We start from the raw sequence: 17171 nt of genomic DNA on the forward strand, positions 1-17171 counted from the left end.
TTTCGAGCTCAATTAATGAGAAACCTAATCTATCACATAAAGTTTTTAACTATCAGTTAATTTTTAATTTTAGTTTTTTGAAAGAGTCGCAGTAGGGAGCGGCTCTTTTCTTTTTAAAACCACTTTATAGTCAATTTGGCTAATTTCTCTTTAAACTTGGTGTAAGGTGGAAATAATAATTCATTAATTCCAAAGGTATGTTGCTTTACCACAGCGCGTTGGTTGCTAAAAGCTTTGAAACCATAAAAACCATGACTTTTACCTATACCACTATTATTAACGCCACCAAATGGTAAGTTATGGTTGGCATAATGAATCACATTAGTGTTAATACACGTACCGCCTGCTCTAGTTTTTTTAATAATCTGTTTTATGCTTTTCTTGCTACTACTATATATGTACAAGGCTAATGGTCGTTCTTTGGAATTGATGTAAGTAATTGCTTTATCCAATGTGTTATAGGTGACAATTGGTAAAATTGGCCCAAATATTTCTTCATTTAATAATCTAGCTTCTTCATTTACATCTGAAACTATTGTTGGTGCTATATATTTTGAATTGGCCTCTACTCTACCACCAATCTCAACTTTAGCTTTCAAGCTTTGGGCGTTATCTAAATACGATTTTAAGCGTTCAACATGCTTACCAGACACAATTCTTGCATAAGAATCTGATGTTTCAGGCTGATCGGTAAAATAGTTTTGTATCCATTTTTTACAGGCTTCAATAAACTTTTCTTTAATGTTTTCATCAATTAATACATAATCTGGAGACACACATATTTGCCCAGCATTCATAAACTTTCCCCAAACTATTCGCTTTGCCGCTTTATCAATATTAGCTGTACTGTCGATTATTGTTGGTGATTTTCCACCCAACTCAAGGGTTACCGACGCCAAATGTTTTGCTGCTGCAGACATTACTATTTTTCCAACATTTGGCGAGCCTGTAAAAAAGATATGGTTAAATGGTAATTGTAATAACTGAGTTGAGGTTTCAACTTCACCTTCTACTAATGTAACTTCCTCCTCTCTAAAAATAGTCGTTACAATTTCTGCCATCAATGCTGAAGAATTTGGTGTCATCTCCGATGGTTTTATAATTACAGAATTCCCCGCAGCTATTGCAGACACTAAAGGTCCAAACGTTAAATTAAACGGAAAATTCCATGGCGAAATAATTAAGCAAACTCCTTTAGGCTCATAAATATAGTAAGAGCTCGAGCCAAGCATAGACATAGGTGTATCTACTCTTTGCATTCGCATCCATTGACGCAGGTTAGACTTTGCAAATTTAATTTCGCTTATGATGGGATAAATCTCCGTAAGTTCTGCCTCTACTTTAGGCTTATTTAAATCCTTGTGTAAGGCTTCTGTGATTCTGTCTCTATAGGTTACTTCAATAGCTGTTTTAAGTTTTTCCAGCTGTCTTATTCTATAATTATAGGGCATATTCCCAATTTTGAGCTGTTGGGCTTTTTGTTTTAATAACAACTGAAAGTGTGGGTTTTCACTAAAATCTATACTATTTCTATTCATGCTAATTTTTAAAATAATAAATCTGTGCAGTTCGTCGATGACATTCGTAAAGCGACTCTTTTGGTCTGAAAATCAATAGTTTTTATCTACTAAAATATGGATTTTAAAGGGCTACAAGCTCATTTTGTGTATTTCATCGATGTTTTTTACTAACAAATGTCAGTTATCTAATTATCGTCTTGTTTCGTCCAAAAATTTCTATTTCAACAAACAATACTATGTTTCTTTGAATCGAAATTAAAACAAAACGGTTTAATAACAATGAAAAAAGGTTTAGTCATATTAGTATTCTTAACAATGTCTGTTGCAGGTTTCGCTCAGCAAGAGGTTGTAAGTAATACTAAAACTGAATTGGTTGAAACTATTAAATCTGAAAAGCCAGAAGTTAAGGAAGCTAGTATCTCTGCCAAAGCTAAGGCTAAGGTTTTAAGAATGAACCATAAGAAAAGTAACGAGATTATAAGTATTAAAGCTTACAGAAAAAGCCTTCAAATTAAAGTTAAGGATGTAAAGCTTTGCTAATTAATATGCTATTAACCATTGAAAAAGCCGAAACAAATGTTTCGGCTTTTTTGTTTTTATTAAAAAATGAGGCAAAGTGTCTAAACATTAGCCATAAGTATTTCCTTATAAATCAAAGATTTATTATTTTGTACTTAACTATTTACCCTTTATGACCAATGCAATTAGTGTTTTTTTTAAAAGTATAAGTAGAGCTAGGCTTGCTATCATTTTTGGCTTATTGAGCTCTTTTTGCTTTGCTCAAAATTTTACGTTTTACCATTATGGTACAAAAGATGGATTGTCCCAAGAGACTATAAGAACCATACTAAAAGACTCTAACGGGTTTTTATGGTTAGGCACTCAAGATGGTTTAAACAGGTTTGATGGTACATCTTTCACGGTTTATAAAAATCAGAAAAAAGATAGTCTAAGCATCTCTGGAAATTTTATCAATACACTTTTAGAAGATATAGATGGTAATCTTTGGATAGGTACAAACGATAATGGTATTTCTATCTACGATTCTAAAGTTGACAGTTTTAGAGCAACGGCTATTAAAACCGGGAACTGTAGCAGCTTATCAAAAACTTCTGATGGTACCATAATCGCAACTGTATTGAATGAAGGAATTTATATTTTCAATAAAGGACGTAATGATTACAGTAAAATCTCAAAAATTAATGGAGAAAAGTTACAGTTCAATTCAACATTTGTTGATGATGATAATGTATATGTAAGCACACAAGACGGAAGGCTATTTATTTGCAAAAACATTCAAGATAAAAATGTGGTATTTTCTGAGGTTGAACTTAACCAACCTATTGGGAACATCACTGCAATTTTTGCCATTAAAAATACCATTTGGCTTGGTACCATAAATGGGCTTTTTCTCTACAACAAAACTAAAAAACAACTTTCTAAAATTCCTTTGAATAATAGTACCAACAAAAATCTAAGTATATCGTCAATTGATATACATAAAAACACCTTTTACATTGGCACATTTGACGGATTTTACATGGCCAAGAACTTTGATGAACAAGATTTACGCTTTAAAGATATAACCACTTATTATGGTGAACAGAACCATAGTAATTCCATAACTTCCAATCGTGTTTACGACACCTTTACGGATGGTAATTTGCTTTGGGTTGGGACCAATAATCTCGATGTAGTAACTTTAGGTGAACCTGTTTTTAAGAATGTAAACACCTCATCTGAAATCTCATTAAACAATGCTTTTATTTTATCATTTGCTAAAAATGACGACTACTTTTTTGTTGGCACTCGCAAAGGTATTAACTGTATAGATACTAAAGGTAATGTAACATACATCACTAAAGAAAACACCAACGAAGCCTTAGCTTTTAATGTCATTAGAAGCATGGCAATCGACAAAAACAATAATATGTGGATTGGTACCATTAAGGGTGCTTCAGTTATCGACTTGAATAACTTCGATCCAAAATATCCTAAAATCATTAGCCTTTACCATAACAGTAATGATCCTAAATCTTTAAGTTCTGATGCAACTCGTGGTGTGTATATTGACCATTTAGGAACAGTTTGGATTATGACCTATGGTGGCGGAGTCAATCGATTTACAGGAGACTTAAAAAGTAACATCATAACTTTTGAGCATTACAAAGTCAACGAAAATGCCAATTCAATAAGTTCAAATTTCACCTACAACATGTCGCAAGACAAAAATTTGAATTATTGGATAACGTCTGAAGATGGACTCAACAAACTTCATTTTGAAGATGATAATTACCTTAACCCAAAATTCACCAACTACTATAGTACAGAAACAGATTCCACAAGCCTAAGTAGTAACACAACATTACATACATGGCACGATGAGAATGCAACATTATGGGTAGCAACGCAAGATGGCTTCAATAAATTCAACCCACAAAATAATACATTTAAACGCTATGGTATTGAAGAAGGTTTAACCAATACGTTTGTTTATAGTATAACAGAAGACCAAGACAAGAATTTATGGTTAACCACCAATGGTGGCATATTTAGCTTTAATAAAGAAACCGAAGTTTTTACAAACTATACTATAAACGACGGTTTACAAAGTTCAGAGTTTAATCTTGGCGCACATTTTTACAATGAAACCACCAACGAAATATATGTTGGCGGTATTAACGGTATCAATATTTTTAATCCAAAAAATGTTCATCAACTCGATGTCCCAGGAGACTTAACCTTTACATCTTTGAGAGTAAAGAATCAAGAAATAAATCCTCTAACCAATAGTAAGATTATTAATCAGAGTATTACAACAACAAATGAAATTACGCTTAACCATACAGATTTCCCTTGTTACATTTCTTTTTCCGATTTAGATCTGCGTCCAACAAAAAATAACCAGTTTATATATACTTTGGATAATACCGATTGGAATGATTTATCAGGATCAAGAGAAATTCCATTACTGGATCTTCCAAAAGGAAGACATGTTTTAAAGATTCAGGGAAAATCCAGAAATAAAGTATGGCAAAAAGCACCCTTGGAATTACAAATCAATGTAATACCGCCTTGGTATAAAAGTAATCTTGCCTACCTACTTTATCTAATGCTATTCTTAGGAATTGTCTATGCGTTCTACAAAATTAGTCTGCAACGCCAAATCGCAGGGCAAGAATCTAAACGCTTACAAGAACTCGATGCTTTAAAATCGAGGTTCATTACCAATATAACACATGAATTTAGAACACCGCTTACCATAATTCTTGGCTATTTAGGTAATGTAAAAAACAAAGTTAGTGACCAAAAAGAGCTCGAGACTTCATTAGAAACTATTGAGCAGAACAGTAACAACCTTTTGGACTTGGTCAATCAAATGCTAGACTTAGCAAAACTTGAAAAAGGACAACTAAAGCTAAATCTTGTACAAAACGATATTATAAAGTTTTCTGCAAATGTTGTTGACAGCTTTCTAAGTATTGCTTCAGACAAAGGTGTAAATCTCAATCTTGATGCTCAACCTAATGAAATAATTATGGATTTTGATGCTGAAAAGATGCGGCAAATCTTAACCAATCTTTTTTCCAATGCCATTAAATTTTCTCCTCAAAATTCAGAAGTCTCTATAAAGCTTCAAAAAAATAATAGTAATCTAAATATTACCGTTTCGGACCAAGGCTATGGTATCTCTAAAGAAGAGCTGTCCAATATTTTTGACCGTTTTTATCAAGTTGAAGATAAAGCTCAAAAAATTTCTCAAGGTACAGGTATTGGTTTGGCATTAACCAAAGAACTTGTTGAATTGCTAAACGGAACTATTGAAGTGTCTTCAGAAGTTGGGAGAGGTTCAACCTTTGAAATCACATTACCTATTACTAATAATGCCGAAAACACAACTATTGATGTTAATAACCGTCAAATGTCAGTTGGGACGGTAGTGCCAAAAACAGATGATGTTATTTCCGATGAAGATTCTAACAGCGTATTAATCGTAGAGGATAATTATGATATGGCAAGATATATTGCATCATGCTTGCAACCACAATACAAAGTCACCTTTGCTAATGATGGTAAAGAAGGTTTAGAACTGGCATCAGAGCAAATTCCAGATATAATTATTACCGATGTCATGATGCCCAAGATGGATGGTTATGAGCTCACACAACATTTACAACAAAATACCAACACCAACCACATTCCTATTATAATGCTAACCTCTAAAGCCATGCAAGAGGATAAAATAGATGGCATTTCGAGTGGTGCAGATGCTTATCTGACTAAGCCTTTTCACAAAGAAGAACTATTACTTCGAATGAAAATGCTAATTGCCAAGCGCAAAAAATTACAAGAAAAATATGCTGTAAATACTATTGTTACAAAAACCAAAGAATCACGGCCTACGGATAAAAACCTCGTTTTTCTAAAGTCGGTAGTAGACGTTATTCATAACAATATTGAAGATTCTAATTTTGGGCCAACAGAACTTGCAAAACAAATGGCAATGAGCGACTCACAACTCTACCGAAAATTAAAAGCCATATCTAATACAAGCACAGCTATTTTTATTAGAAAAGTACGTTTGCAAAAAGGTAAGGAAATGCTAAAATCTACCGATTTATCCATCTCAGAAATTGCTTATGCTATAGGCTTTAATGATCCTAATTGGTTTAGCAAGACCTTTAAGGAAGAATTTGATAAAAGTCCTTCGGATTTTCGTAACTAATTCATATTCAATTTTTTACTTTCGTTTTGAATAAATAATCCTTCTCATTTTTATTCATTTTGACAAAATACTCCTTGCTTTTGAATAAATAATCTAGACGATTTTTAAGAGTCGATACTAGTTTTGAGGAGCTATTAATCATAAATCGTTGTAAGATGAAGACCTCTACATTTCTTGTGTCGCTTTTAGTTATCAATTCGAGCTTTTTGGCAGGTCACGTTTCCATTCAATTATTTGGAAATGTAAACCCACTTATTCTGGGAGGAAGTGAAATTTTTCTCGGGCTACTTTACTATGTCAATAAAATAATTAAAGATGTAAGAAACACATTTGATGTAGAGGTTAAACTTTAACCTCTCAACCTTAATACCCTACAACAATGAAGACAATTACAATTATAGCATTTTTATGCTTCAGTTTTTTTGCTACTGCCCAGGTTGGAGTTGGCAATACAGACCCAAAATCCACTTTAGATATTTCGGCTTCTAGCACAACTTCACCCACAAACCAAGATGGGATATTAATTCCTAGGATAGACAATTTCCCAACGACTAATCCAACAGCAGACCAAGATGGTATGATGGTATTTGTAACAGGCAACGGTACGCCGTCCAAAGGTTTCTACTATTGGGATAATGGGAGTGGCACTTGGGTTTCTATTTTAGGGACAAGCAATACTTTAGATGAAGCTTATGATGAAGGTGGAGCTGGGTTAGGAAGAATAATTACAGCAGATAATGGCCCAGTCGAAATTCAAGGAGGTGACGGGTTGCGTGTAGACAGCCAAAACTTCAACAATTTATTTTATGTACGTGGTGATAACGATAGAATAGGTTTTAATACTATCAATCCTAGCTCTATGATAGACATTCAAAGTACAGGTAATGGCAGTGTTACAAATCCTGTAATGGAATTAAATACTTTATCAGAAGATGGCATTCAAATTAATTTAACAGGAGACAATTCAAATATTGGAGGTAATCTAGATGGAGTTTACGTTGTCGACAACAGTTCTTCATCTGGTGTTTCAACTCGAACAAAAGCTTTTAGTGCTCGTATGAATGGTATTTCAACACAAACAAATCATGATGTTCGGGCATATGAAGCTCAAATTACAAATACCAGCAATTATATCGGGAACGTTTATGGATTTTATAGTCAAAACTTAAGTACAAATAATGGACAACAATTTGGGGTTTTAAATTCAATATCTAATTCCGGAAATGGAAGTCACTATGGTGTCTACAGTAATTTAACTGGAAATGGTTCAGGAGATAAATATGGCATTTATTCTAATATTAGTAGTTCAGCAGGTGGCACTCATTATGGTGTTTATAGTAACACACCTAGCATATCTGGTTATGCTGGTTACTTTATTGGCCGTACCAGTTTTGGTGCAGGATTTTCTAATCGCTACATAATGCCTGCAACAGATGGCACTAACGGTCAAGTGATGACAACCGATGGTGCTGGCAACGTAACTTTTCAAGATATTTCAGCAGAAGATAGCGATTGGTATATACAAGGTGGTTCCTCATCACCTACAAGCATAAACGATAATATCTTTACACAAGGAAATGTAGCAATTGGCAATACATCGAGCTCTGGGCAAACACTTTATGTTGAAACCAACCCAGCTGTAAATAGTACATCCATATCCAATGTGTTAACACCTGTCTCTTCAGGCTTAGTTAGAGGTATAGAGAATAGTGCTACTTTAAATGGTACTACTAATGCATATCTTATAAGTAACAGTATTGGAGGCAACAGCACTGGTTCGTCTATACAAGCCATACGCAACTCCTTTTCAGGATCAGGTAGCGGAATAAAAACAGGCATGTACAATTTCTTTACTTTCGGATTTTCTGGCACAGCAAGAGGCGTTGTAAATTATTTTAATAATACAGGTATTGACGGAGCAACTGGAATTACCAATACATTTGACACCACCAACTCAACCTCTACTAACATTGGAGTTTATAACCAAGCTTTCTCAGCAAATAATTCAAGTTATCTTTACGGCAATAGAACTCTTTTTAGTGGAGCATCCGTGAGCAACGAAGCTTATGGAACCCACAATGTAGTCTCTACAACTGGGACAGATTATGGAATCTATTCTCGAGTTGATAATAATTCAACTGACTACGCAGCTCTATTTTCTGGGAGAGTATCTATTGGGAATGATCCAGTATTGAATCGCTATTTTTTACCAGGAAGCGATGGTACAGCTGGTCAGGTCATGACTACTGATGGCGCTGGGAATGTGACTTTTCAAGATATTGTTGGAGATGGTGATACACAAAACACTCTCAATGAGTCCTACAATGAAGGTGGTCCAGGAGCAGGAAGAGGTATCAATGCTGTTGATGGTGCCGTTGAGATTAATGGAGAAGATGGCTTTCAAGTCGTTGGTACTTTTGGAGCTGGTGATGCTATTTCACTTTCAGGAGCTGGCACACGTATGCTCTTCAACCCAAGAAAGGCAGCTTTTAGAGCTGGTCGCGTTACTGGAAATGAATGGAACAATGCTAATATTGGTAATTATTCGTTTGCCGTAGGTGAAAATAATATCGCCAGTGATAATTCTTCAACTGCATTCGGAAGGTCAAATACAGTAAGTGGAATTGCTTCTTTGGCTTCCGGAACAACAAATACTGTTTCCGGTAGTGATAATGTTGCCTTTGGTGCTAATAATACTGTATCGGGATTAAGATCTGGTGCTATGGGTTCTTTCAATACTGTAAATGGAAGTGATGCATTTGCTTTTGGAAGTGGAAATACTGCCCCTTCTACAGGTGAAACTACACTTGGGTTATGGGCAACGACCTACAGTGGATCGCCTAGTTCATTCAATATAACAGACCGAATTTTTAGTATCGGTATAGGATCTGGACCTACCAATAGAGCTAATGCCTTAACGATTTACAAAAGTGGTCGAATGAACATCAATGATGCTTATAATATGCCACTTAGTGATGGTACAGCCGGCCAAGTAATGACCACAGATGGCGTTGGCAATGTCACCTTCCAAGATGCTACCGTTAATACAGACAATCAGCAAGTAGATACTTTTGGACTAGTCGGTAATACCTTAGGAATTTCATTAGAAGATGATGGGGTACCTGTACAAACAGTTAATCTAGGCAATCTTAGCTTTAATGTTAATAATTTCTCATTAGCTGTATCCACCTTGTCTGGGCTTTACATTCATGGCGGAACAGGCTATGAAAAGATAGCATTTAGCACCGTTGATATAGATACACAAGGTGAATATTTAACCGCAAATAGCAGGTTTAGAGCCACAAATGACGGTTATTATCGTATCAATGCAACCTACACTACATCTTCAAACTACACTACGGGTAACTATGGCATTGCTGTATATAAAAATGGAACTTTGATAAAAGAAAACACCTTTACACATGTGTACGATGTGCCAGATGGCATATTGCATAGAACAATTAATTGTATAGTACAACTAGACGCCCTAGAATATGTAGAAATATATATGTACAGTACATTAAGTGGTGTAATTGTAGACCAAAATCCTTCAAAAACATATTTTGAAGTAGAACGTATTAGATAGAATGTAAAGCATAATTGGATTGTCTTCAATTATATTTTTTGAGCAAAGAAAGCCGAAGTAGGGATCGGCTTTCTTTTTAAAACATTATTAAATCTTAACATTATGAGAAGAGCACATTTTTTAAAATCAGTAGGAGGACTGAGTATTTTAACCCTTTTACCTAAACCTAGTTTTGCAAGCACAATAGCAACGTATGTGGGAAATTTAAAATCTAAAATTATCAGAAAAAACGAAGGAGAGACACTAAATGTAATTGGAGATATACAAACACACAAATTAATTGGAAGCGAAACCGATAATCAAATTGTAGAATGGGAAGACAATGTAGAACCTGGCACCGGAATTCCTCCACACATACACACCAAAGAAGATGAGATTTTTAGAGTTATAAAGGGGCAAGTTGAAATAATGGTAAATGGTAAAACCTCTATTTTAGAGGCTGGTGACACGGCATTTGCTCCCAAAAATATTCCGCATTCATGGAAAGTAGTAGGTACAGAAAAAGCTACAATGATAACGAGTGCCTTTCCCGCAGGCATTGAAATTATGTTTAGAAAATTAGCAGATTTACCTCCTGGACCACCAGATTTTGAAAAAGTAGCAGAAATATGTGGTGAACACGGTATTACGTTCGTAAAATAAATAACTTATACTATTCTGTAAAACTTAAAAGAAAGCCAATTTTTATTACGGCTTTCTTTTTTATTTTTAGTTAGTCTTTACTTTATTTCAAAGTTTAAGTTTTGTAGTTTTATAGACTTCAAAATTCTTCAAAATGTCAGAACAAAAACGCCTCTTTTTAGTCGATGCTTACGCGCTTATTTTTCGCGGGTATTATGCTTTTATAAAAAACCCAAGAATTAATTCTAAAGGAGAAGATACCTCAGCCATAATGGGCTTTATGAATTCGCTTTTAGACGTTATTAAGCGTGAAAGACCAGACCATTTAGCAGTTTGTTTTGATAAAGGCGGAAGTGTAGATCGTGTAGAAATGTACGAAGAATACAAAGCCAATAGAGATGAAACACCAGAAGGCATCCGTACTGCAATCCCACATATTTGTAACATTCTGGAAGCTATGCATATTCCAATTATGGTAAAAGAAGGTTACGAAGCCGATGATGTTATTGGTACGCTTTCCCGTCAAGCGGAAAAAGAAGGTTACAAAACCTACATGGTCACACCAGATAAGGATTTTGCGCAGTTAGTAACCGAAAATATTTTTATGTATCGCCCAAAATCGTTTGGTGGAGGTTATGAAACTTGGGGAATTCCTGAAGTACAGAAAAAATTTGAAGTCGAAAGACCGGAACAGGTCATTGACTTTTTAGGGATGATGGGTGACTCTAGTGACAATATTCCTGGATTACCTGGCGTCGGTGAGAAAACGGCTAAAAAATTCATCAAGGAGTTTGGTAGTATGGAAGGTCTTCTAGCTAACACAGACAAGCTTACTGGCAAAATGAAAGAGAAGGTTGAAGAAAATGCAGAATTAGGACGACTTTCAAAAGAGCTAGCTCGAATAATGCTTGACGTACCTGTGAAATTCAACGCAAAAGATTTCGAGTTAGATTATCCTGATATTGATAAAGTAAAACAGATTTTCCAGGAATTAGAATTTAGACGTCTTACCGAAAACTTTCTAAAAACATTTGCCACTGAAACCGATAATTCAAGTGAGTCAACAAACCAAAATACCACGTCGAATGCATTAGACAAGTCTCAAACTCTTAAAGAAAAAGCATCTGCTGGCGCAGGTCAGTTTTCTTTATTTGGTGGTAATGACGCTGATGATGATTCAACTACCACAAATTCTTTTACGAGAAATACAGCCGAAAACACAAATCACTTTTACCAAAGTGTCGCGAGTGGTATGGCTACAAAACTGTTTGTAAAAAACCTACTCAATCAAACGTCGGTGTGCTTTGATACGGAAACTACTGGTTTAAATCCGTTAACTGCAGAATTAGTTGGCATCGCATTTTCTTGGGAAGCTGGCAAAGGATTTTACTTACCGTTTCCTGAAAACAAAGATGAAGCGCAAGCACTCATTGAAGAACTACGTCCTTTTTTTGAAGCCGAAAACATTCAGAAAATTGGTCAGAATTTAAAATATGACATTAAGGTTTTGGACAAATATAATATTGAAGTTAAAGGCCCATTATTCGATACCATGTTAGCGCACTATTTGATTAATCCAGACATGCGCCACAACATGGATGTGCTATCAGAAACGTACTTAAACTATACGCCTATTTCCATTGAAACATTGATCGGTAAAAAAGGTAAAAATCAGCTATCGATGCGCGATGTGCCTTTAGACAAACAAACAGAATATGCAGTAGAAGATGCTGATATCACACTTCAACTTGCAGCACATTTTGAAAAAGAATTAGGCGAGGCCAATACACAGAAGCTTTTTGATGAGATTGAAATTCCGTTACTACGCGTTTTAGCTGCTATGGAATTGGAAGGTATCAACCTAAACAAAGGCTTTTTACATCAACTTTCAGAAGAGTTAACTAATGACATTGCTAACTTAGAAAAAAGCATTTACGACGCTGCTGGTGAAGAATTCAATATTGCATCACCAAAACAATTGGGTGAGATTTTATTTGACAAAATGAAATTGGTCGACAAACCAAAAAAGACCAAAACCGGTCAATATTCTACCGCTGAAGATGTGCTTAGTTACTTAGCCAAAGACCATGAAATCATCAGAAATATTTTGGAGTTTAGAGGCTTATCTAAACTAAAAAGCACATATGTAGATGCCTTACCGCTTCAGGTTGAAGAAGCAACTGGCAGAGTACATACCGATTATATGCAAACCGTTGCTGCAACTGGTCGTTTAAGTAGTAATAACCCAAACTTACAGAACATACCTATTCGTACCGAACGTGGTCGACAAGTACGAAAAGCATTTATTCCTCGTAACGAAGACTACACATTGTTAGCTGCCGATTATTCTCAAATTGAATTACGTATTATAGCGGCTTTAAGTGAAGAAGAAACCATGATTGATGCCTTTAAACATGGCGAAGATATTCACGCATCAACCGCTTCAAAAGTTTTTAATGTGCCTATTGAAGACGTTACCAGAGAGCAACGTAGCAATGCAAAAACTGTCAACTTCGGGATTATTTATGGTGTGTCTGCATTTGGGTTAAGTAACCAAACCGATTTATCACGTAGTGAAGCTAAAGAGCTTATCGATACGTATTATGAAACCTATCCAAAGCTGAAAAACTACATCAGCAAACAAGTCGATTTTGCACGTGATCATGGTTATGTGCAAACGGTTTTAGGCAGACGCAGATATTTAAAAGATATCAATTCTCGAAATGCGGTTGTTCGTGGTGCAGCAGAACGAAATGCGGTTAACGCACCTATTCAAGGTAGTGCTGCAGACATCATTAAACTGGCGATGATTAATATTTACGAGAAGTTAGAAGCTGGTGATTACAAAACCAAAATGCTACTACAAGTACATGATGAATTGGTATTTGATGTCTACAAACCAGAACTAGATGAGATTTCAAAACTGATAAAAACTGAAATGGAAAATGCCTTTAAGCTTTCAGTGCCTTTAGATGTTGAGATTGGTCTTGGCAATAACTGGTTAGAGGCGCACTAGAATAATTTATTTTCGCTTTTTCTTGTTAAACTTCACCTTATCTTTCCTTTGGTTAAAAGGAACGGCATCGTTAAAAGTATGTTTGGCTTTACCTGGTTTATTTTTACGCCATTTTTCGGTTTTTTCAGGAAGAAGTTTTTTAAGCAAATCTTGACGACCAAGTTTATTTAAGGTATTCTTTATCCAAGCTTTATTTTCGTCCTTATACCAAAAGAAAAAACGGTGTTGTTCATCTTTTTCTTTTTGGGTTTTAGGCGTTTTAACCTCTTGTAAGGTATATGGATGATAACCACTGTAATAAATCACCGTTGCAACCGTCATTGGTGTTGGAGTAAACCCTTGAACTTGCTCAAGCTGAAAGCCCATATCTTTGGTTTCGGCAGCAAGATTTGCCATATCTTCGGCTTCACAAGCTGGATGATTAGAGATGAAATACGGTATTAACTGCAAGTTCAGTTTGTTCTTTATATTGATTTTATCAAAACGCTCTTTAAACTTATGGAAGTAGCTAAACGATGGTTTTCGCATCAACTTCAACACTGGATCGCTAGTATGCTCTGGGGCAACTTTAAGTCGCCCGGAAACGTGTTTGGTCATGACTTCTTCGGTATAATCGTCTAACTCTTTAGCATCAGCATTTTTATTGAATTCTGGCACCAACATATCGTGTCTGATTCCAGAACCGATGAATGATTTTTTAACCTTTGGATGGCTATCAACCGCTTGATATAATTCGGTTAATGGTTTGTGAGACGTGTCTAAATTGCTACAAATTACTGGTGAAATACAGCTTGGCGCCACACACTTATCGCAAATAGCTTGCACCTTACCTTTCATTTTATACATGTTGGCGCTTGGCCCTCCAATATCAGATAAATAGCCTTTAAAATCTGGCATATTGGCAACTACATCAACTTCTTTCAAAATTGATTCTTTACTACGCGACGCAATGAATTTTCCTTGATGTGCTGAAATGGTACAGAAGCTACAACCACCAAAACATCCACGATGGATATTGATGGAAAACTTAATCATTTCAAACGCAGGAATTGGTCCACGCTTGCTATATTTTGGGTGTGGTAATCGTGTGTAAGGTAAATCGAAAGATGCATCAATCTCTTCCTCAGTCATTGTAGGGTAAGGCGGATTTATCATCAACATCTTATTGCCTACCCTTTGAAAAATACGTCGCGCGTACAATTTATTAGACTCTTGCTCAATGATCTTGAAATTAGATGCGTAAGCCTTTTTGTCTTTAAGACAGGTTTCATGTGACGCTATTTCAACATCTTCCCAATTTTTATTTTTTGGGATTTCGTCTTCACTATTTAAGAGCAAAGCCGTTTGATTAACGGTATTAATACTATTAAAAGGTACGCCACGTTCTAACAAACGTATAATTTCACGCAATGGTTGCTCTCCCATTCCATAGACCAGCATATCAGCTTTAGAGGTTTCTAAAATAGTTGGCATAAGTTGGTCACTCCAATAATCGTAATGCGTAACACGACGCAGAGAGCCTTCAATACCACCAATTAATACAGGCGTATCTGGCCATTTTTCTTTTAAGATTTTAGAATAAACAGTTGAAGCATAATCGGGCCTAAAACCTACGTCACCATTTGGTGTATAGGCGTCTTTTTTCCTTGGTTTTTTATTTGCATTGTAATTGCTAACCATAGGATCCATACAACCACCTGTTACACCAAAAAACAAACGCGGTTTACCCAGCTTAACGAAATCCTGAAGATTATCCTTTACATTGGGTTGCGGCACAATAGCTACTTTAAGCCCAAAACTTTCTAATAAACGTCCTATTACTGCAGGTCCAAAAGTTGGGTGATCCACGTAGGCATCTCCGCTAAATAGGATAACATCGAGTTCTTCCCATCCGCGAATTTTTACCTCTTTATTTGTGGTAGGCAACCAACTAGAAAGTTTTAATTCTTCCTGCATAACGAGACAAAGGTAGTTAGAAATTATAATTTAACCATCTGTAGATGTGTTAAACCACACATAACCAATTTACTATAAATAGTACTTGGATTTTTAAAAAATTATAAGTCGAGTGCTTTTAAGTTTTCTACTCGATTTCTAGCTAAGAAATCATCAATAGTTTCAAAGTGTTCTATCACACGTTTATCTTTAAACTCAAATACTTTTTTTGATAAACCTTGTAAAAAATCACGATCGTGGGATACTAAAATCAATGTGCCATCAAAGTCTTTTAAAGCTTCCTTAAGGACGTCTTTCGATTTTAAATCGAGATGGTTTGTAGGTTCATCGAGAATTAAGAGGTTTACAGGTTCTAGTAGTAATTTTACCATGGCTAATCTGGTTTTTTCTCCACCAGAAAGTACAGCTACTTTTTTATCGATATCGTCGCCTTTAAACATAAAACGACCCAAAATATTCTTCATCTGTGTACGTATATCGCCTTTTGCAACTTCATCAACCGTTTGAAAAATGGTAAGTTCTTCATCTAAAAGTGCTGCTTGATTTTGAGCAAAATACCCAACTTGCACATTATGTCCTAAAGTACAAGTACCGTCAACATCTATTTGTCCTAAAATAGCCTTTATCATGGTCGATTTTCCTTCACCATTTCTACCAACAAAGCATACTTTTTCTCCTCTTGATATTGACATATTCGCATTTTTAAAAACAACATGGTCATCATAAGATTTAGAAACATCCTTAACCGTTACAGGATAATCACCAGAACGTTGGGTTTTTGGGAAACGTAATTTTAAAGCTGAAGTATCTATTTCATCTACTTCAATGATTTCTAACTTCTCCAACATACGCTCTCTCGATGCTACTTGATTGGTTTTAGAATAGGTACCTTTAAAACGTTCGATAAACGCCATATTATCAGCTATAAATTTTTGCTGTTCTTGATGGGCTTTTATTTGATGTGCTCGTCGTTCTTCTCGTAATTGTAAGTAATGTGAATAATTGGCTTTGTAATCATAGATGCGACCCATTGTAACCTCGATGGTTCGGTTTGTAATATTATCTACAAAAGCTCTATCGTGAGAAATCACAATAACCGCTTTAGCTTTATTTACCAAAAAGTCTTCTAACCAAATCACAGATTCTATATCAATATGATTGGTAGGCTCATCTAGAAGAATCAAATCTGGTTTTTGAAGTAAAATCTTTGCCAATTCTATTCGCATTCGCCATCCACCTGAAAACTCGCTAGTAGGTCTGCTAAAATCATCTTGTTTAAAACCGAGTCCTTTCAATGCTTTTACTACTTCAGCAGTATAATTCACTTCTTCTAAAGCATAGAATTTTTCTCCCAAATCCGATACGCGCTCTATGATTTTCATGTATTCGTCAGACTCGTAATCGGTTCGTGTTTCAAGCTGCTTGTTTAAGGCATCCATTTCATCTCGCATTGCAAACACGTGGCTAAACGCTTTAGAGGCTTCTTCTAAAACAGTAGTATTATCTTCAGTTAGCAAATGCTGTGGTAAGTAGGCAATTACAGCATCTTTTGGTGCTCTAACATTACCTTTAGTAGGGTTTTGGACACCTGCAATAATCTTCATCATTGTAGATTTTCCTGCACCATTCTTACCCATTAGGGCAATTTTATCATTTTCATTTATAGTGAAAGATACATTACTGAACAACGTTTGCCCATTAAATTCTACAACTAAATTATCTACAGAAATCATAGCTACAATTTTA

General features: G+C 35.4%; 9 protein-coding genes. 6 read left to right on the forward strand and 3 right to left on the reverse strand.

Annotated features, from left to right (window positions below; genetic code table 11):
- Nucleotides 1–113 precede the first annotated feature (113 nt).
- Nucleotides 114–1538 (reverse strand): aldehyde dehydrogenase family protein, encoded by a 1425-nt coding sequence (locus ACPX19_RS03930; RefSeq protein WP_426431619.1) that lies wholly within the window; start codon nucleotides 1536–1538, stop codon nucleotides 114–116.
- A gap of 261 nt (nucleotides 1539–1799) precedes the next feature.
- On the opposite strand from ACPX19_RS03930, the gene ACPX19_RS03935 reads away from it, so the two are divergent.
- The 6 genes from ACPX19_RS03935 to polA all read left to right on the forward strand — a co-directional run bounded on the left by ACPX19_RS03935 (nucleotide 1800) and on the right by polA (nucleotide 13469).
- The gene (locus ACPX19_RS03935; RefSeq protein WP_426431620.1) at nucleotides 1800–2060 is read left to right on the forward strand and encodes a hypothetical protein; all 261 of its coding nucleotides are present in this window, start codon (nucleotides 1800–1802) and stop codon (nucleotides 2058–2060) included.
- Between the two features lie 151 nt (nucleotides 2061–2211).
- The gene (locus ACPX19_RS03940; protein WP_426431621.1) at nucleotides 2212–6246 is read left to right on the forward strand and encodes an ATP-binding protein; all 4035 of its coding nucleotides are present in this window, start codon (nucleotides 2212–2214) and stop codon (nucleotides 6244–6246) included.
- A gap of 155 nt (nucleotides 6247–6401) precedes the next feature.
- Nucleotides 6402–6599 (forward strand): hypothetical protein, encoded by a 198-nt coding sequence (locus tag ACPX19_RS03945; protein ID WP_426431622.1) that lies wholly within the window; start codon nucleotides 6402–6404, stop codon nucleotides 6597–6599.
- Nucleotides 6600–6625: 26 nt separating this feature from the next.
- Nucleotides 6626–9832, forward strand: coding sequence for a beta strand repeat-containing protein (locus ACPX19_RS03950; protein ID WP_426431623.1), 3207 nt, complete (start codon nucleotides 6626–6628; stop codon nucleotides 9830–9832).
- A gap of 102 nt (nucleotides 9833–9934) precedes the next feature.
- A complete protein-coding gene (locus tag ACPX19_RS03955; RefSeq protein WP_426431624.1) occupies nucleotides 9935–10474 on the forward strand; it encodes a cupin domain-containing protein in 540 nt (179 codons plus the stop codon).
- A 133-nt stretch (nucleotides 10475–10607) separates the two neighbouring features.
- The gene (polA, locus tag ACPX19_RS03960) at nucleotides 10608–13469 is read left to right on the forward strand and encodes a DNA polymerase I (RefSeq protein WP_426431626.1); all 2862 of its coding nucleotides are present in this window, start codon (nucleotides 10608–10610) and stop codon (nucleotides 13467–13469) included.
- A gap of 6 nt (nucleotides 13470–13475) precedes the next feature.
- Here polA and ACPX19_RS03965 read toward each other — a convergent pair whose 3' ends face one another.
- Complete coding sequence (locus tag ACPX19_RS03965; RefSeq protein ID WP_426431627.1) at nucleotides 13476–15425, reverse strand: YgiQ family radical SAM protein; 1950 nt, start codon at nucleotides 15423–15425, stop codon at nucleotides 13476–13478.
- A gap of 101 nt (nucleotides 15426–15526) precedes the next feature.
- The gene (locus ACPX19_RS03970; protein ID WP_426431628.1) at nucleotides 15527–17158 is read right to left on the reverse strand and encodes an ABC-F family ATP-binding cassette domain-containing protein; all 1632 of its coding nucleotides are present in this window, start codon (nucleotides 17156–17158) and stop codon (nucleotides 15527–15529) included.
- Nucleotides 17159–17171 lie beyond the last annotated feature (13 nt).

The sequence above is a fragment of the Winogradskyella sp. HB-48 genome (genome assembly GCF_049942685.1).
Classification (GTDB): Bacteria; Bacteroidota; Bacteroidia; order Flavobacteriales; family Flavobacteriaceae; genus Winogradskyella.

Excerpts from the sequence above, each read along its gene's own strand:
- ACPX19_RS03930 (WP_426431619.1), bottom strand. The coding sequence starts at position 1,538 with ATGAATAGAAATAGTATAGATTTTAGTGAAAACCCACACTTTCAGTTG.
- ACPX19_RS03935 (WP_426431620.1), top strand. The coding sequence starts at position 1,800 with ATGAAAAAAGGTTTAGTCATATTAGTATTCTTAACAATGTCTGTTGCA.
- ACPX19_RS03940 (WP_426431621.1), top strand. The coding sequence starts at position 2,212 with ATGACCAATGCAATTAGTGTTTTTTTTAAAAGTATAAGTAGAGCTAGG.
- ACPX19_RS03945 (WP_426431622.1), top strand. The coding sequence starts at position 6,402 with ATGAAGACCTCTACATTTCTTGTGTCGCTTTTAGTTATCAATTCGAGC.
- ACPX19_RS03950 (WP_426431623.1), top strand. The coding sequence starts at position 6,626 with ATGAAGACAATTACAATTATAGCATTTTTATGCTTCAGTTTTTTTGCT.
- ACPX19_RS03955 (WP_426431624.1), top strand. The coding sequence starts at position 9,935 with ATGAGAAGAGCACATTTTTTAAAATCAGTAGGAGGACTGAGTATTTTA.
- polA (WP_426431626.1), top strand. The coding sequence starts at position 10,608 with ATGTCAGAACAAAAACGCCTCTTTTTAGTCGATGCTTACGCGCTTATT.
- ACPX19_RS03965 (WP_426431627.1), bottom strand. The coding sequence starts at position 15,425 with ATGCAGGAAGAATTAAAACTTTCTAGTTGGTTGCCTACCACAAATAAA.
- ACPX19_RS03970 (WP_426431628.1), bottom strand. The coding sequence starts at position 17,158 with ATGATTTCTGTAGATAATTTAGTTGTAGAATTTAATGGGCAAACGTTG.